This window comes from Pseudoalteromonas sp. NZS11 (assembly GCF_015864765.1).
GTDB classification, from domain to species: Bacteria; Pseudomonadota; Gammaproteobacteria; order Enterobacterales; family Alteromonadaceae; genus Pseudoalteromonas; species Pseudoalteromonas arctica.
Map to the genome: position 1 here is coordinate 1 of NZ_JADYWP010000003.1, position 19,179 is coordinate 19,179.

Annotated in this window: 12 protein-coding genes; 11 read left to right on the forward strand and 1 reads right to left on the reverse strand. The window is 38.4% G+C overall.

All coding sequences use genetic code 11. The features are described from left to right. Positions 1 to 181: 181 nt before the first annotated feature. A complete protein-coding gene (gloA, locus tag I6E82_RS07165) occupies positions 182 to 583 on the reverse strand; it encodes a lactoylglutathione lyase (protein ID WP_197117337.1) in 402 nt (133 codons plus the stop codon). 647 nt (positions 584 to 1,230) lie between these two features. Between gloA and I6E82_RS07170 the strand changes: the two genes are divergently transcribed. The 11 genes from I6E82_RS07170 (at position 1,231) to I6E82_RS07220 (ending at position 18,861) form a co-directional block, all read left to right on the forward strand. After that, entirely contained in the window at positions 1,231 to 2,109 is an 879-nt protein-coding gene (locus I6E82_RS07170; protein WP_007585320.1) for an NAD(P)-dependent oxidoreductase, read from the forward strand. Positions 2,110 to 2,257: 148 nt separating this feature from the next. Then, on the forward strand, positions 2,258 to 4,516 hold the full coding sequence (locus I6E82_RS07175) for a polysaccharide lyase 6 family protein (protein WP_101217453.1): 2,259 nt from the start codon (positions 2,258 to 2,260) through the stop codon (positions 4,514 to 4,516). 5 nt (positions 4,517 to 4,521) lie between these two features. Beyond that, positions 4,522 to 6,738 carry a heparinase II/III domain-containing protein gene (locus tag I6E82_RS07180; RefSeq protein WP_197117339.1) on the forward strand — a complete coding sequence of 739 codons (2,217 nt, stop codon included), beginning with the start codon at positions 4,522 to 4,524 and terminating at the stop codon, positions 6,736 to 6,738. 5 nt (positions 6,739 to 6,743) lie between these two features. Continuing rightward, on the forward strand, positions 6,744 to 7,088 hold the full coding sequence (locus I6E82_RS07185) for a cupin domain-containing protein (RefSeq protein ID WP_002962963.1): 345 nt from the start codon (positions 6,744 to 6,746) through the stop codon (positions 7,086 to 7,088). Between the two features lie 2 nt (positions 7,089 to 7,090). After that, a complete protein-coding gene (locus I6E82_RS07190; protein ID WP_007585328.1) occupies positions 7,091 to 8,398 on the forward strand; it encodes an MFS transporter in 1,308 nt (435 codons plus the stop codon). Between the two features lie 74 nt (positions 8,399 to 8,472). Further along, positions 8,473 to 9,405, forward strand: coding sequence for a sugar kinase (locus tag I6E82_RS07195; RefSeq protein WP_101163380.1), 933 nt, complete (start codon positions 8,473 to 8,475; stop codon positions 9,403 to 9,405). Positions 9,406 to 9,634: 229 nt separating this feature from the next. Continuing rightward, positions 9,635 to 10,252 (forward strand): bifunctional 4-hydroxy-2-oxoglutarate aldolase/2-dehydro-3-deoxy-phosphogluconate aldolase, encoded by a 618-nt coding sequence (gene eda, locus I6E82_RS07200; protein WP_007585331.1) that lies wholly within the window; start codon positions 9,635 to 9,637, stop codon positions 10,250 to 10,252. Positions 10,253 to 10,266: 14 nt separating this feature from the next. Then, on the forward strand, positions 10,267 to 11,349 hold the full coding sequence (fbaA, locus tag I6E82_RS07205) for a class II fructose-bisphosphate aldolase (RefSeq protein WP_007585332.1): 1,083 nt from the start codon (positions 10,267 to 10,269) through the stop codon (positions 11,347 to 11,349). Then, positions 11,346 to 12,308, forward strand: a complete 963-nt coding sequence (locus I6E82_RS07210; RefSeq protein WP_010555334.1) for a class 1 fructose-bisphosphatase — start codon at positions 11,346 to 11,348, stop codon at positions 12,306 to 12,308. The genes fbaA and I6E82_RS07210 overlap by 4 nt, the downstream gene beginning before the upstream one ends. Before the next feature lie 462 nt (positions 12,309 to 12,770). Further along, positions 12,771 to 15,503: a poly(beta-D-mannuronate) lyase gene (locus I6E82_RS07215; RefSeq protein WP_197117341.1), complete on the forward strand. Its 2,733-nt coding sequence runs from the start codon at positions 12,771 to 12,773 to the stop codon at positions 15,501 to 15,503. 325 nt (positions 15,504 to 15,828) lie between these two features. Next, positions 15,829 to 18,861 carry a TonB-dependent receptor gene (locus tag I6E82_RS07220; protein ID WP_101217448.1) on the forward strand — a complete coding sequence of 1,011 codons (3,033 nt, stop codon included), beginning with the start codon at positions 15,829 to 15,831 and terminating at the stop codon, positions 18,859 to 18,861. The last annotated feature ends 318 nt before the right edge of the window (positions 18,862 to 19,179 follow it).

Sequence of the window (19,179 nt, forward strand, 5' to 3'; positions counted from 1 at the left end):
TTTGATCAATTTAACGAATTAAATTGCACTATAACGTCGTTAAAAATTTTTTATTTAGAACAACTAGATACAAAAATTTTTGCCTAGTTCTAGCGTAATTTTCTTAACGTTAAATAGACCCCATATATAAGCAGATTGGCATTAAGCAAATTGTTATAACTTGAATTAGTTGGTAGGTAATTTAAAATTTACTCATGTCATCTTTTTTCTGAATTAGCTCAATTGCATAGCCATCAGGGTCTTTTACAAAAGCAATTTCAGTAGTACCACCTTTTACAGGCCCAGGTTCACGGCTTACATTGCCACCGGCAGCTTTAATATCAGCACATGTTTTGTAAATATCATCAAATTCAATGGCTATATGGCCATAAGCATTACCCAGGTCGTAGCTATCCTCGTCCCAGTTATAAGTTAACTCTAATACTGTATTATCTGCTTCCTCGCCATATCCAATAAAGGCAAGAGTGTATCTGTATTCACTGTTATCAGCTCTGCGTAATTCTTTCATACCTAATACTTCAGTATAAAAAGCAATTGATTTGTCTAAATCCGCAACACGCAGCATAGTATGTAATAAACGCATTATTCAGTTCCTTTAGTGATTTTTCAAAGTTCAGTATATTTTTAACTAAGCGCTATTATTAAGCGCACTTTGTGGTTTTTATATGTATTAGCCATATATGTAGGCGTTACGTACAAATCACAACCTCAATACCATTTAGAGTTGGAAGCTGTTGACGTATGATCCTTATAATTTTACCAATAACATCAATTGTAAATTACCAATTAATGAACCATTTTATTGAATTTTGCATATTTAAATAAAGAACACTCAATTATTGGTCAACCTATTAGTATAAAAAAAGTTACTGATTGTTCAACAAAAGTTAACCTATACCCTATTGGGTTTGTTGTGTCTAACTGTTTGTTTTTAATTTATATTAAATTTATTTATATGTAATTTGTAAAAATATGGGATTTACTTGGTTAACTTATTGGTTGACAAAAAAGGCGTATGGTAATACAGTTTTTGCATACCAATTGGTAAGTTGCTTGGTTTGAGTGAATACAATGTATTGGTAATTAATCAGAGTTACGTTTTGCACAGGTTAATTTATAAATAACTCAAGCTTAAAGTTACTCTACAAATTGAAACAAAGACACAGCGTATTTTAAAGTAGATTTTACTTGTTCTTATAAAAGTATGCGCCACATATTTAGGAGTTATTCATGTCAAAACCAGTCATCGGTTTCATCGGCTTAGGCTTAATGGGCGGCAACATGGCCGAAAATTTACAAAACAAAGGCTATGAGCTAATTGTTATGGACCTTAGCAAAGATGCGGTTGCAGCATGTGTCGCTAGAGGCGCAAAAACAGCAAGCACTGCTAAAGAGCTAGCTGAAGGTTCAGATATTGTTATGTTTTGTCTTACAACTTCTGCCGTTGTAGAAAAAATCATTTATGCAGAAGACGGTATCCTAGCGGGTATTAAAGAAGGTGCAGTACTAGTTGATTTTGGTACTTCTATTCCATCATCTACTAAAAAAATTGGTGCTGATTTAGCAGCTAAAGGCGCAGGCATGATTGATGCTCCTCTTGGTCGTACACCAGCACATGCTAAAGACGGCCTTTTAAACATCATGGCTGCAGGCGATATTGATACATTCAATAAAGTTAAACCAGTACTAGAAGATCAAGGTGAAAACGTTTTCCATCTTGGCGAGCTAGGTGCAGGTCATACAACTAAGCTTATCAACAACTTCATGGGCATGACTACAGTATGTGCTATGTCACAAGCATTTGCAGTTGCAGAGCTTGCTGGTGTTGACCGTCAACAACTTTTTGACATCATGTCGACTGGTCCATCTAACTCACCGTTTATGCAATTTTGTAAAAACTATGCAGTTGATAATGTTAGCGACCTTGGTTTCTCGATTGCTAATGCAAACAAAGATTTAGGCTACTTCCTACAAATGGTAGAAGACCTAGGTACTGAATCAAAAATCGCTGAAGGTTCATCAGCTAACCTACAAGCAGCGTTTGACGCTGGTATGGGTCAAGGTAATGTTCCTGAAATTTTTGATTACTTCAAAAAGCTAGAAAAGTAATACTTCTCGACCTTATTGAGCGCTTTAAGCTTTTGGCTTAAGGCGCTTTAACACACATGACACCAATTGACTAAAGTCTTTGTGCAATGTCAGCTTTTTTAAATTCTGATGAAGCACTACTTTCAGTCACAACGAAAAAGAGTTAACTATGCGTTTGATTAACACAATAAAGCTTAGTCTAGTTCTCATCGGTTGCATATCCACACAAATAGCGGCCAAAGATTATTTTGTAGAAAGTAAACAAGCTTTTAATGATATCGCAGCTAATCTAGTTGCTGGCGACAAAGTAGTACTTAAAAATGGTACTTGGTCTGACTTCGAAATCCTACTTGAAGGCCAAGGTACAAAAAACTCTCCTATTTTATTGACCGCTGAAACTAACGGTAAAGTAATTTTATCGGGTCAATCGAACCTAAGACTTGCAGGTAAATACCTTGAAGCCTCAGGTTTAGTATTTAAAGACGGCTACACACCGAGCTCAGCTGTAATAGAGTTTCGTAAAAATAAAAATGAATTAGCCTACAATTCACGAGTTACTCAAACAGTAATCGATAATTACAGTAATCCAGACAAACGAGAGTCTGATTATTGGGTTGCATTATATGGACAACATAACCGCTTTGATCATAGTCATTTAGTTGGCAAACGAAATAAAGGTGTGACAGTTGCTGTTCGTTTAAACACTCAAGCAAGTCAGGAAAACTATCACCGCATAGACAACAACTATTTTGGCTACCGTCCAACTTTTGGTTCGAACGGTGGTGAAACCCTACGTATTGGCACCAGCCATTACTCATTAACTGATTCGCATACATTGGTAGAAAATAACTATTTTGAACGCACCAATGGTGAAGTAGAAATTGTGTCGGTTAAGTCAGGTAAAAACATCCTTCGTAATAACGTATTTTATGAAGCGCGCGGTACATTAACGCTGCGCCATGGTAACGGTAACCTTATAGAAGAAAATATTTTTATTGGTAATGGTGTTGACCACACAGGTGGTATTCGCGTTATCAATAAAGACCAAATTGTAAGAAATAACTACCTACAAGGTCTAACAGGGTATCGTTTTGGCAGTGGTTTTACTGTGATGAACGGCGTACCAAATTCATCTATAAATCGTTATCACCAAGTTGAAAATGCGACAATTGAAAACAACACATTTATAAATGTGCGTCATATTCAACTTGCCGCTGGTAGCGATGCTGAGCGTAGCGCTGCACCTAAAGATAGCGTAATGAAAAACAACTTAATTATAAATCAAGATGGTGAACAGCCATTTACAACATTTGATGATGTAAGCGGGCTGGTACTAAGTAACAACATTGCTGATACAAAAGTACTTTCTGAGCTAACGTACGGTGTAAAAAAAGAAAAAATCACGCTTAAAAAAGCAAGTAATGGTCTACTTTACCCAACATCTAAAAGTTTAAATGTAGGTGCAAAGCGCGATTTAAAAGTACTTAAAAAAGAAGATACCGGTGTTAGCTGGTATGCAAAAGTACCTGCTTTAGTTGATTTTGATTCTGGTAAGACACATTCTGTTAAAGCTGATGTAAGTGCATTACTAGACGCTATTGATAATGCAGAGTCGGGTGATGTTCTAGAACTAGCGCCTGGCCAGTATGATGTTTCTAAACTGGTTAAAATTGATAAAACGTTGACAATTAAAGCAAAGCAGAACACAAAGTCTAAACTTACTTTTCAACGCTCTACCTTGTTTGAAATACATGATGGCGGCAGCTTAAAACTAGATGGTTTATCTATTTCAGGTGAAAACGCGCCAGATGCAATAGGTAACAGCATTGTTCGTACGCAAAAATGGGGTATGGTTGATAATTACCGCTTTGTAATGACCAACTCAGAGTTAAATGCTTTAGATATTAATCATTCATTCCATTTCTTTATCACTGGTAAAGGTGCAATGGCTGACGAAATTATTGTTACAGGTAATACCTTTAATACAGTAACAGGTGACATTTTACGTCTAAATACTGAAATTGAAGACTTAGGTGTTTATAACGCGGAATACGTTATTGTAAATAATAATACATTTAATGATGTGCAAGGTGGTGTACTTAAGCTTTACCGTGGTGGTACTGATGAAAGTACATTTGGCCCTCATTTTGAAATGACAAATAACACGCTTAATAACGTCGGCCTTGGTAAGCGTAACAAAGAGCAAGCGAGCATTTATGTTCACGGTGTTCAGGTTACTAATATCAAAGATAATAAATTTGTTAAATCTGCTCCTATTGTTGTAGAGCACACAGTAGGCGAGCCTAAAACTGAAATCTCAGATAATACATTTGATGTAACTAAAGCACCAAGTGTTAAAGAACTAAGAGTTAAAGGCCCACATACAGCAGTATTAAAAAATAACAACATTTTAAATAAGGCAGGGTAAATACTATGTACTTATTAAAATGCCAAACAGGTTTTAAAATAGCGGCTGTAGCAGCACTTACATTACTTACATCATTGGGTGCGCATGCAGCGCACCCAAACTTAGTAATTACTACTGATGATGTTAAGCAAATGCGCCAAGCAATTAGTAGCAACGGCAGCACAAAGTTTGCTACTGCGTTTGAATCGCTAAAAGCACAAGTTGATGAGCAAATTGCACAGCCTATAACTGTACCCGTTCCAAAAGACGGTGGTGGTGGTTATACACATGAGCGTCATAAGAAAAATTACCAACTTATGTACAACGCGGGCATTATTTATCAATTAAGCCAAGATGATAAATATGCAAATTACGTGCGTGATATGTTGCTTGAGTATGCAAAATTATATCCAACGCTTGGTCTGCATCCAAAACGTAAAATGGACTCGCAAAATCCAGGTAAGTTTTTTTGGCAAAGCCTGAATGAAGCAATGTGGCTTGTGTACACAATACAAGCTTATGATCTAATTCATGATTCGTTAAATGCCGATAACATTAAAAAAATTGAAAATGACTTACTACGTCCTGTTTCGTTGTTCACATCAGTAGGCCAACCCTCTACATTTAATAAAGTACATAATCATGGAACATGGGCAACAGCGGGTGTTGGCATGGCAGGGTATGTATTAGGTGAACCTGAGTGGGTAGAAAAATCATTATACGATTTAGAAAAGTCGGGTAAAGGTGGCTTTATTAAGCAGCTAGAAATGCTGTTTTCACCACAAGGTTACTATAACGAAGGTCCTTACTATCAACGCTTTGCACTATTACCCTTTGTAACGTTTGCTAAAGCGATTGAAAACAACGAACCACAACGAAAAATCTTTGAATATCGCGATGGCATATTATTAAAAGCGATTGATACGACGATTCAACTTAGCTACAACGGGTTGTTTTTCCCAATTAACGATGCAATAAAAAGTAAAGGTATCGATACCATTGAGTTAGTTAATGGTGTAACGGCAGCATATGGCTTAACCAACGATGCGGGTTATTTAGATATTGCTAAGCAACAAGACCAAATAGTTCTCTCTGGTGATGGACTAAAAGTAGCTCAAGCACTTGATAACAACATGGCAAAACCTTATTCGTTTAAATCTGTTGCCTTCGGCGATGGTAATGACGGTAAACAAGGTGCTCTAGTTGTAATGAGAACGCAGGTAGGTGGCGATCAAGCTCTACTATTTAAACCTGCTGCACAAGGCTTAGGTCACGGTCATTTTGATAAACTAACATGGCAGTTTTACGACCACGGTAATGAAATTGTATCTGATTATGGCGCAGCACGTTTTTTAAATGTAGAAGCTAAATACGGCGGTCGTTATTTACCTGAAAACGAAACTTACGCTAAACACACTGTTGCGCACAATACGGTAGTGGTTGACGAAACAACGCATTTTAATGCAAATGTTGAAGTAGGAAATAGTAATTACCCTACACTTAACTTTTTCGAAACGAATGAATACGGCACAGTTTCAAGCGGCGAAATAAGCACAGCTTATAAAGGCGTTGATCTTGAGCGTACGCTTGCACTTATTAACTTACCTGAACTACAAAGCACAGTTGCACTTGATATATTTGATGTTGCAGCAAATAAAGCACATCAGCTTGATTTGCCTTTGCATTATAAAGGTCAGCTTATAGATACCAGCTTTGAGCTAAAAGCGAATGCAACACAACTGTCTGCATTAGGTACTAAAAATGGCTACCAGCATCTATGGCTTAAAGCTCAAGCGCAACCTCAAAGTGGTTTAGCTAAAGTAACGTGGTTAAACGAAAATGGTCGCTTTTATACGCAAACGAGTTTGGTTAAAGGTGATGAGTCTTTCTTGTTTACTCAAATAGGCGCAAACGACCCTGATTTTAACTTACGCAACGAAAACGGTTTTATTCGTCGTGTTGAGGGTCAAAAGCAACATAAATTTATATCTGTATTAGAGCCTCACGGTGAATACAATCCAAGTAAAGAATATACGTTAGAAGCTGTTAGTAGAGTTACAAAGCTTGAATATAGTCAGCAGGGCGATTTAACACTTGTTGAACTTGATATTAAAGGCAAGTCATATTTAGTGGCTATTAATAAAGCACCAACCTCAGCTAAAAATACATTCAATTATCAAAATAAAGAGTTCACTTTAAATGGCCGATTAGGCGTTTATATGATGAACAATAATCAGGAGTAAATAGGATGCAAAAGCAAAGCGCAAACTTTTCATTTGGCAACGAGACCGAAATTGAAGATTTAGGAAATGGTCTAAAACGTCAAATGCTAGGTTATAACGAAGAGCTAATGGCTGTTAAAATTTGGTTTGAGAAAGGGGCTATTGGTTATAACCATGCTCACAGACATTCTCAAGTAACGTATGTTGTTGAAGGTGAGTTCCACTTTAACATTGATGGCGTCACTAAAATCTTAAAACCGGGTGATAGCTGCTTAATCCCACCATTTGCTGATCATGGAGCTACCTGCCCAACAGGCGGAATCCTGATTGATACTTTTAGCCCAGCGCGTGAAGACTTTCTTGAGGATTAATTATGCAACTTAAAGGCTTACGTTGGTGGGTTATAGCGCTAATTGCGCTAGCTACCATTATTAACTATATCGACCGTCAAGCACTTAGTGTGCTTTGGCCGGACATTGTTGAAGATTTATTTCCTGATGAATCAGCGCTAGAACGCAAACAAATATACGCTAATATTTCAATTGTGTTTGTATTTGCTTATGCATTTGGTCAAGCCATATTTGGTAAAATATTTGACTGGGTAGGCACACGCTTCGGTTTTGTTTTATCGATAGGTGTTTGGTCTATTGCAACCGTTGCACATGCATTTGCACAAGGTGTACTTAGCCTTAGTATTTTTCGCGCAATCTTAGGTGTAGCAGAAGCCGGTAACTGGCCGGGCGCAGCTAAAGGTAATGCTGAATGGTTTCCTACTAAAGAGCGCGCCTTAGCACAGGGTATTTTTAACTCTGGCGCTGCTATTGGCGGTATTATTGCTATTCCTTTAATTGCTTATTTAACTATCTACTTTAGCTGGCAAATGGTGTTTGTTTTTGTGGGCGTATTAGGTTTTCTTTGGTTAGTGCCTTGGTTAATTTTAGTTAAAGCGCCGCCTAGCTCTCATCCTTGGCTTACTGCCGAAGAGCGTGAATATATCTTAACAGGTCAAAGACGTGTTGATGATAATGGCGATGTAACAGGTGAAGACGAAGAAGAATATAACCCTTCAACTGCTGAGTTACTTTCTCGTAAGCAAAGCTGGGGTGTAATTATTGCCTCTGCTGCGATTGACCCTATTTGGTGGTTATTTGTTTTTTGGATACCTATTTACCTAAACGAAGTATACGGCATGGATGTTAAGTCTATTGGTATATATGGTTGGGTACCTTATGTTGGCGCTATGTTTGGTGCTTGGTTTGGTGGCTTATTAGCTCAAAACCGACTCAAAGCCGGTTGGAATACAGATAAAACACGTAAGCTAACTATAACGCTGGGCTGTTTAATTATGTTACCTGCGTTACTTGCAATGGCAAATCCAGGCGGACCAACGACAGCGGTACTAATTATGGCTGTTATATTATTTGGTTTTCAAACTGCAATTGGTAACGTGCAAACACTACCAAGTGATTTGTTAGGCAAAAAAGCTGTAGGTACATTATCAGGTTTCTCTGGTATGGCGGCAAAACTTGGTGCTGTAGGCCTTACATCGCTTGTGCCTATTCTTACTGCTGATGGTAATTATACGCCAGCATTTGTTATTGGTGCTTCTTTAGCCATTATAGCAATGGCAGCTGTTTGGATTTTAATTCCAAAAATAGAACCTCTTAAAAAGCCTCAATAATCTAGATAATAACTGCTATGCCAACATGTTTTGTATAAGCGCATAGCAGTTAACTACATAGGGTAACTTCCAAGATGAAAAATATTTACTTTATCGGTGAATGCATGGTCGAGCTTAGAGCTATGAGCGCAGCCACACTACACCAATCATTTGCAGGCGATGTTTATAATTCTGCAGTGTATTTAAAACGTTGCTTCCCGCAGGTTACTACTTCGGTTGTTACGGCTTTAGGTCAAGATAATTTAAGTAAAAAAATGCTAGAACGCTTTGAAAGTGAACAAATAAATACACAACTCGTATTTGCTCACGATACCAAAGTACCTGGCATGTATTACATAGAAACCGATGAGCATGGTGAGCGTAGCTTTATTTATTGGCGTAATGATTCTGCAGCTAAAAAGGTTGTTGATTTTTTAGATGCTGATGCACTCGAGCAGCTTAGCCAAGGTGATATGTTTTTCTTTTCAGGAATTTCATTAGCAATAATTGAAGAAAGTGCACGTGAGCATTTTTGGAAAGTTGTAGAGCAGCTCAAAGATGCTGGGGTTAAAATAGTTTTTGATCCTAACTACAGAGCGCGTTTGTGGAATAGTGTAGAGGAAACTAAAGAGCAATATCATTTAGCCTTTACGCTTGCAGATATTACCCTACCTGGCGTTGAAGATTTAACAACACTTTATGACGTTCATAGCGTAGAAGCGGTTGTTGAATATTTAAAACCTTACCAAATTGAAGAAATTGTTGTTAAAAATGGCCCTGAATCGGTAGTGACAAAAGAGGGCAATATTCTTCAAAGCCACACTATAATACCGGTAACAAATGTTGTAGATACGACATCCGCAGGCGATGCTTTTAACGGTGTTTACTTAGGTGCTCGTTTATCTGATAAACCAATTTCGAGTGCTGTACAACTTGCTGCAAAAGCCGCCGGTGCGGTTATACAACAGCCAGGCGCTATTGCTCCAAAAGATATATTTCAGCTAGCAATGGTTGAAGCTGGTACCTGATACCAATTTTATTAAAAACATGATCACCTTAGCGTATTAAATAACTCACTAACTACGTTAAAAATTATTTATATAGAACAACTATGTATCATAATTTTAGCCTTGTTATTGAGCTATTTTCTTGTCGCTATAATAGCTCATTAATTTAATGCAATTGGTATAACAAAATAATTAAACATTAAAGGCCGCCATACCTCGGCCGCATTACTTTTTATAAAGGAACAACGTTATGACTCGCTTTTCTGAACTTATGTCAGGACAAACACTGCTACCTATAATTCAAGCTGATACGCCAGAGCAAGGTGTTCAAATAGCGAAAGCTATGGCTAACGCTGGCCTTACTTTAGTTGAAGTAGTACTAAGAACAGAGGCTTCTTTAGAAGCATTAAAAGCTATTAAGGCACAAGTGCCAGAGCTAAAAGTCGGTGCGGGTACAGTCATAAATACTGACATTTTAGAGCAAGCACTTGAAGCGGGTTCTGACTTTATTGTAACGCCAGCGGTTTCTCCTGCGCTACTTACTGCTCTTGCTAAATGTAATGTGCCGGTACTTCCTGGTGTATCAAACACAGGTGATATTTTAATGGCACTTGAATATGGCTTTGAAGAGCAAAAATTATTCCCGGCTTCGCTTGCCGGAGGAGCACCTTTTGTATCAGCTGTGTCGTCAGTATTTAGAGCAGTCAGCTTTTGCCCTACAGGCGGCGTTAGCGAAAGTAACAAAATGGACTATCTTTCTTTAAATAATGTATTCGCCGTTGGCGGTACTTGGATAGCGAAAAAAGAGTGGGTTGAACAAGAAAATTGGCAAGCAATTACTGATTCTTGTATCCAGGCTTTAAAATAGAAAGGATTTCATAAATGAATTATTTAGCCCCAACAATACTGCCAGGCGTAATCGTTGGCGATGAAGTAAGTGCTGTGTATGAACATGCGCGTACTAATCAATATGCGTTGCCAGCGGTAAATGTTGTTAGTACAACATCTATAAATGCGACGCTAGAAGCTGCTAAAAAGAAAAACTCGCCCGTTATTATTCAGCTTTCTAATGGTGGAGCTCAATTTTTTTGTGGTAAAAGCTTATCTTTACCGGAGCAACAATCAGCAGTGCTTGGGGCGGTAAGTGCTGCAAGATATGTACATTCAGTGGCAGCACATTATGAAGTAGCAGTGATGCTTCATACTGATCACGCAGCTAAAAAGCTACTACCTTGGATTGATGGTTTGCTTGATGAAGGTGAAAGACACTTTGAACTGACTGGCAAACCACTGTTTAGCTCGCATATGATTGATTTGTCAGAAGAGCCTTTAGAAGAAAATATCGAAATTTGTGAACGTTACTTAACGCGTATGGCAAAAATAGGTATGACGCTTGAAATTGAGCTTGGCTGCACGGGCGGCGAAGAAGACGGTGTTGATAACTCACACCTAGACAGCTCTTCTTTATACACTCAGCCTGAAGATGTTGCATTTGCTTACGAACGTTTAAGTCGTATTAGCCCTAACTTTATAATTGCAGCGTCTTTTGGCAATGTTCACGGTGTATATAAGCCAGGAAACGTTGTTCTTACACCAACTATTTTAAAAGATTCACAAGCTTACGTATCAGAAAAATTTAATCTACCAAGCAACTCAATTAACTTTGTATTTCATGGTGGTAGTGGTTCTGAGTACGATAAAATTGCAGAGTCTTTAACCTATGGTGTAGTTAAAATGAATATTGATACCGATACGCAATGGGCGTGTTGGACAGGTATTTTAGACTACTACAAAGATAACCAAGCATACCTACAAGAGCAAATTGGTAACCCTGATGGGGATGATAAGCCAAACAAAAAATACTATGACCCTCGCGTATGGTTGCGTCATTCAGAGCAAAGTATGGTTGCAAGACTAGAGCAATGCTTTGACGATCTAAATTGTGTAAATAGGTATAGCGCATGAAAAGACTAAATACAGTATTAAAAGAAGACGGTGTAGATACCGATCTTATTTTACTTATTCGCACAATTTTAGCGACCAGTAAAGAAATTGCTTTTCGAGTAAGCCAAGGTGAATTAGCCGGTGTTTTAGGTTCAACATTGAATGAAAACATCCAAGGTGAAGTTCAAAAAAAGCTAGATGTAATTGCAAACCAACTACTTAAAGACATACTACTTGACGACAGCAGCGTTCGATCAGTTGCATCAGAGGAAGAAGATCATGCGGTAGGTGGCCATCCTGAAGGTAAGTTTATTGTTGCTTTTGACCCACTAGATGGCTCTTCTAATATTGATGTTAATGGGCAAATAGGCACTATATTTACTATTTACTTAGCCCGTGATGATGTTGCCTTCGACAGCGACGAGCAATTTAGTCAGCCTGGTGTAAATCAAGTATGTGCAGGCTATGTGTTATACGGCCCTTCATCATTACTTGTAATGAGTACTGGCGGTCCAACGCGTTGTTATACATTAGACTCAACGCATGGCGGTTATCTACTGACAAATAAGCAGTTAAGTGTGCCAGAGCAGAGTCGTGAATTTGCCGTTAATATGGCTAACTACCGTTATTGGGACGAACCGACACAAGTGTATTTTGATAAATTGCTTTACACCTGTGAAAGCTTTGAAAAAAGCTCAATGCGTTGGAATGCAGCGATGGTAGGCGACGTTCATCGTATATTATGCCGAGGCGGGTTATTTTTGTATCCGCAAGATAAACGCAGTGGTAACGATAACGGAAAAATAAGACTGCTTTATGAAGCAAACCCGTTAGCGCTTTTAGTTGAAAACGCAGGTGGTAAAGCAACCTCTAGAGGAACGCGTATTTTAGATATTGCGCCAACGAGCTTGCATCAACGTGTGCCTGTTGCTTTGGGCTCAAATGAGCCTGTAGAGTTTTATAATAACGCTATTTTATAAACCAGTACTTAATAAAAAAGGGGCAAGAAAATAGCCCCTTTTTTACCCTTATTTTTCATTCTCTCTGTAAATAATCCTTTTTATACAAACTCACTTCATTTCTTAATTTTCTTATAGTCTTCAAATAAGAATACTTCATATATATTAAATAAATCTGATTTACTTAACCCCATGTAAAACCAATTTTTTACTCTAAGGTTATGTATTTTCGCAGTAATTGTGCATGATTGAATTCAATTTTTGACCTGCGATAACAGTGCAGGGTTAACTTTATGTTTATTTGTTGTTATTTAATTGGGTGGATATAGTGGAAAAAGTTATTTTATTATGGTTATATTACCAAGTTGGTTAACAATTTATTTGCAATTTAAATGAATTTGGTAATAAACGCATGATTTATTTGGTAACACACACAATAGATAACCAAATAGTAAAACCATAAATTTGGAGAATAGAGCCACCATGAAATTAAAACATTTTGCGCTATGCGCTATTGCAGCTGCAATAGTTGGTTGTGACACAAACTCAAACAACAATGACAACAACTTGGGCTCTATTGCTCTTAGTGGAACTGTTACAAGCGGACAAACATTAACAGCTGAAGTTAGTGACCCTGATGGTATCTCAGGTGACGTGACTTACTATTGGTATGCAGATGGTGAGGCAATTACAGGTGCAAATAGCGCTTCGTTTACACTGACTGACGATCAGATAGGGTTACCAATTACAGTTCAAGGGCTTTATACCGATGATGGCGGTATCAATGAATCGCATATTACAGATCCAACCGCAGATGTTGCCGCAATCGCATTCCCTGCAAGTTTAACTATTACGGGCGACGCTCTAGTTGGTTCGCAACTAACAGCCAATGTAGCTGACGAAAATGGCTTTGATGGCGATACAGTAACTTATAAATGGTTTGCTGATGACATAGAGATTGCAGATGAAGCACTTTCAACGCTCACGTTAACAGACGCACAGTTTGGTACAGTTATAACAGTTAGTGCATCTTTTGAAGATAGCCGTGGGTTTAACGAGTCTGTGACTTCAACGGGTACAGAGGTTGTAGCACGAACAAACTCAGAAGGCGAAGTTACAATTAGTGGCACGCCAACCGTTGGTAATATATTAACAGCAGAAGTTGCTGATACCGACGGGGCAACAGGAGATATTACTTACCAATGGCTTGCTGACGCACAAGAGATAGATGGCGCAACACAAAGCACCTTTACAGTTGATGCATCACTTTTAGGTCAAAAGATAAGTGTTCAAGTTGCTTACACAGATGATAATGGATTTATCGAGGATAATACATCAGAGGAAACAATTGCTGTTTCTGCTGTTGCGGTTGACGAAGCCGGTAGCGTCGCCATTATGGGCGTAGCGCCTTATTTGACAAGTGGCGAGTTAACCGCTGAGATAACTGATAACAACGGTGTTGAAGAGGCAAACGTTACTTATACTTGGTCTGCTGATGGCGTTGAAGTAGCCGACAGTAATAGTAAAACATTTACACCTTCTGCTTACGCTGGCTCAATAATGTCGGTAAAAGCTACGTATACAGATAACGATGGTTTTGCGAGTGAGGTTACAAACTCACTTGATACATTGGTTTACACACAATTAGTTAGTAACCCTGAAGCACTCCTTGGTGCTATAAGTGGTGGTTTAGCTGATGGTGATGTTATTGGCTTAAACACCGGTGTTTATGCTGATATGGACGCAATTTTATTAACCAGTGCAGTAACGCTTCGCGCTGTAGAAGGTCAAACTCCTGTACTTAGCGGTGAAGTATGTGTGCATGTAGCTGCTGGAGTAGATGGCGCTGGATTAACAGGGCTTACCTTTAAGAATATAGATACTAAAACGGGTGCATTTTGTGAAGCCGAAGAAGGTGCTGTTATTTACTCAGAAGGCGATAACTTTACTTTTTCGCAAAACACGATGGATGGAGAAGAAGCTACACTCAATAACTCTGAATACCATTGGCTGATGATAAAAGGTCAAAGCGCGTTGGTTGAGCGAAATACATTCTCTAATCGAAATGTAGCAGAAAAAGGGTCTGTGATAAAAATATCATCATCAAGCTCTGATCACGTTATTCAATATAATTTATTTAGTGACAGTGATAATCCAAACTTTGATCAATCAAGTTTATACTTAATCAATGCAGGTAGTACAACGGGTAGCGGTGCAGCTGATAACGCAAACTTTACTATTCAGTATAACCGCGTAGAAAACTTTGTAACGGGTCGTCGTTTAATGCGTGTACAAACTTCTGGTGCAACCATCAAAGGCAATACAATCGTAAATCCTAATGGTGGTATTTCATTAGAAGATGGTGGATTTAATAGTGTTACAGACAACATTATTATTCGTACTACAGATATTGCAAGCTCAAGCGATAGACCTGCTGGCGTGATGATTACACCACTTGGTCACACCGTGAGTAACAACTATATTGCAGGTATTCGTTCTGGTAATAAAGAAGCAGGCGGTATTGTATTCACAGCTAACCCATTTTCGCAAGCTGACGGCGGTGTGCCAAATTCTGGTAACCAAGCTGTGCTTGATAGCGCTGGCGACTTTACACTAAATGTAACAAACAATACGGTTTTGAACTCACAGCAACCTATTGTATTTAGTACGGAAATTGGTTCTCGCGCTCCTGTTGGTGACTGTGATGAGTTAACCGCAGCGAATGCACCGGTACTATACGGCCTAACCAAAAATGCGTTTGTTATCAACTTTAATGGAAATTTAATTGCAAACGGTTTAGGCGATCAAACAGACGCAGATACAATAAACAGCAGTGCTACAACTCAAGGCCTATTTTACCCAAATACACTTGATAGTGACCATGCTTTTGAATATGACTGTGACTTAATTAATCATGATAGTTCGGTGCTAAGTAACAACTTTGGTTATATGGATAGTCGAGTATCAGGCGATGCAAGCGGTGACTGGGTTGAAATTAGAAAACTAAATGGTAATGGCGCATTCGATACTGATGGTGCAATTGACCAAGACCCAGCAACTAATGGCAAAGAAGTACTTGAGTATGTTACAGCAGCAAGTACGTTATTAGAAACTGATCCTGCAGGCCTTCAGGCAGAGGCGGGTGCTAAAGGTCTTCATTATATTCAATCATCTGAAGTCGGTGTTGGATCTATATGGAAAATACAAAACGATTAAATAACCAATTAATCAGTTAACTTTTAAAAGCCCCAAATTTGGGGCTTTTTTATTATTTATTAATAATCACCACACTTTTCTCAACCTACATTACCCATTTATAAACTAGTTTAGAGCGGTTTATATTCTAGTAAAGAACCTGCCTGACCTACTGGTAATGCCGCTAAGTTAAAATTGGTATACCTTATGGTAATATTAAAACGTCAAATTGGTTGATCATCGTGCTGCGTTTAAGTATATTAACGTCAAAGGTCACATAAAATATACATAAGCATAACAAGCTAACACACTAAAATCACACAACAACAACCAGCGGAGAATTCAAATGTCGTTGAAGTCACGAGATAACAATAATTCTACAACAGGGCAGTTTGCAATGCGCCCAGTTGCAAAATGGGTAAGAACAGCGGTCATCGCAGGTATGGCAAGTTCTTGCGTATTTACAGCAAGCGCACAGGAAGATCAGGGAAAAGCGACAGAAGTTGAAGAAGACGTTGAAATAATTAGTGTTACAGGTACACGTAGAACGATTCAAGACCAAATAGCAATTAAACGTGAAGCAACAACGGTAGTTGATGGCCTGTCATCTGAAGATATTGGTGATTTACCAGCACTGTCTATCGGTGAAGCACTGGAATCAATTACAGGTGCTGCATCTCACCGTGAAAACGGTGGTGCAACAGAAATCACTATTCGTGGTCTTGGTCCATTTTTAAGTGCAACGCATATCAATGGTCGTGAAGCGACTAATGGTAGTGGTGACCGCTCAGTTAACTTTTCGCAGTTTCCGTCTGAACTTGTAAAAAAAGTAGCAATTTATAAAACGCAAGATGCGTCAATGATTGAAGGTGGTGTTGCAGGTGTTATTGCACTTGAAACTATAACTCCACTTGATTTTGGCAAGCAACGTGTATCAGCTGAAGTTAAATTAAACTACAACCCTGATGAAGGTAATGTAGATAACTCACTTCAAAGTGACGCGGGTTACCGTGGCACGTTTAGTTATGTAGACCAGTTTGAATTTGATAACGGCCAAGCCGTTGGTGTGTCTTTTGGTGTACAGCGCCAAGATATCAGCCAACCAGAAGCTGAATACAGAAGCTCTAGCCCATCAGGTTCTTCATTATGGGCGTGTTTAAACGATCCTAATAATACCAATGAAGGTTTTTATCGTAGCAGCGCAGGCGACTGTGAAGACCAAGTTAGTGGCAGTAGCAACCAAGGTTACGATACAGAAATTGATCCTGAAACAGGTAAAGCAGTAAGTGATGGTACTCCTTACGCTTGGACTGGCAGCAGCCGAAGCTACCGTCAAAACGAGACATCAGATGAACGTGATGCAATGTTTTTTGCACTGCAATACCAACCGTCAGCTGATTGGGATGTTAACTTTGATGCACAGATTTCAGATAGAACACAAAAAGAAGCACGCCACGATTTAATCTTTTTACAAAAACGTGCAACACCTGGCGTAACAGGTCCAACACTTGTTACTAATGATGTAGGCGGTATTTTACATTGGGAAGGTGAAGAGCGTATTGAATCAGCGGGTGAGCAATTTTCTCGTGAAGAAAACTACCAAGGTTACGGTATAAATATAGAACATACAGTTACTGATAGACTAACTGTTGACTTAGATTTAGCGTATTCAAAAACTGAACGTGAAGAACTTCAAATATCTAACCGTGGTAGAACATCAGGTCGTAATTTCTTTTCTTGGGATATGGGCGATGAGATCCCTCATTTCACACTGACAGATTTTGACGTAACAGATATTTCAAACTTTACAGATAGCCTAAGAACACGACTTGACCGTGAAAATGTTCGTGAAAACGAAGTTATCTCAGCGCGACTAGATTTTGACTATACCTTAGATGGCAATGTTTTCACCAGTATTCAAGGTGGTATTAGAACATCTGAAATGACCTTCCTACAGTATGGTGGTAGCCAAGGTAACGGTTCAAGAAATGAATTTACACTAGACTCTGGTACTGAAGCGCTTGACGTATTACAAGGTTGTCAAATCGATTTCCCTGAATCAGGCTTTTTATCAAGTGTATCTGATGGCGATATCGTAACAAATGTTGATAGTGACGGTAACGTTGTAGATAGCGGTACAGGTTCATCATGGGCTACATACGACAACGTATGTTTCTCACAAGCTGTAGCTGGTTCTAACGCTGATGGTGTGTTTGCTTACCCAGAAGTTGAATATGAAAATGCAGGTACAATTGATGTAACAGAAAAAACAACATCAGTGTACTTAATGGCTAACTACGATACTGAAATGTTTGGTAAATTCATTCGCGGTAACTTTGGTCTTCGTATTGTAGACACAGAAGTAACTTCGATTGGTTTTAGAAATAGCTTTGACGTAGTAACAAGCGACACTGGTGTACTTTCTCTGGTTGAATCTGATAATGGTTCATTGGATAAAATAAAAAGCGGTGGTGATTACACTAAGTATTTACCAAGTTTTAACCTAGTTATTGACTACAGTGAAGATATTTTATTCCGTGCAGGTATATACCGTGGTATGTCACGCGCAGATCCATCTGATTTAGGTTACAGCCGTACATTCCAAGAAGATACAGAAGGTACAGCAACATCAATTAGCGATTTATTAGTGGGTGTAAATGGCTCTGGTAACCCGGACACTCAACCGCTTATGTCGTGGAACTACGATGCTGCGTTTGAATGGTACCCTAACGAAGATTCAATCTTAGCGTTAAGCTTATACTACAAACAGTTCAACGGTGGTTTTCAACAACAAACAGTAATTGAAGATTTTACTGTTGCCGGTGAAACTGTTTCATTACCAATTACTAACTCTGTTACATCAGATGAAGACAGTGAAATATTAGGTCTTGAAGCTTCATTTTCTTACCGCTGGGATAATGGCATCGGTATGAAATTTGGTTACAACTATGCAGACACTGATTTTGAGTTCCAAGATAGCTTATACGGCGATACGTTTGAGACTGACGTAGATGGTAATACTACACAATTAACTGACGGTATTATTGAGTCGGCTTCAGTACCTGGTTTCTCAAAGCATGTATTTAGCAGCCAGCTGTACTACCAAATTGGTGGATTTGATACTGCTGTTATTTACAAATATCGTAGTGAGTATTTCCAACCATATACTACAAATGGTACTCGACTTCGTTATGTTGATGGCGTAGGTGTATGGGAAATGCGCGCATCATACAAAATTGATGAGCACTTTAGAGTTAAAGCAGAAGCAATTAACTTGTTCAGTGCACCTAAATCACAAGACTTCTTTGTTGAAGGTAACTTAGGTGAAGTGAATGACTACGGCCCACGTTTATTCTTAGGTTTAAGTTACAAGCTGTAATAATAGTTAAACATTAGATCACATTAAAAAGGCGGTTTTACCGCCTTTTTTGATCCTCAAATTCTTCAATTTTATATTTTCGATAACATCAACAAACAGTACTTAAAAAAACTCACTCCTAAATTACGCTACTTAACTAAAAAACAATTAAATTGGTTAACCAATAATGCTGTTTATTAAGCACGCCCAACATCATCGGTTTCTCCTGCCTAAATTATTTCATTTTTAAAACGATAACTATTCTAACCTTTGTTATTGACAGCCCTATTTCTAATAGAATTTAAAAACCATAAATAACATCAACTTAAAATGTAAGTT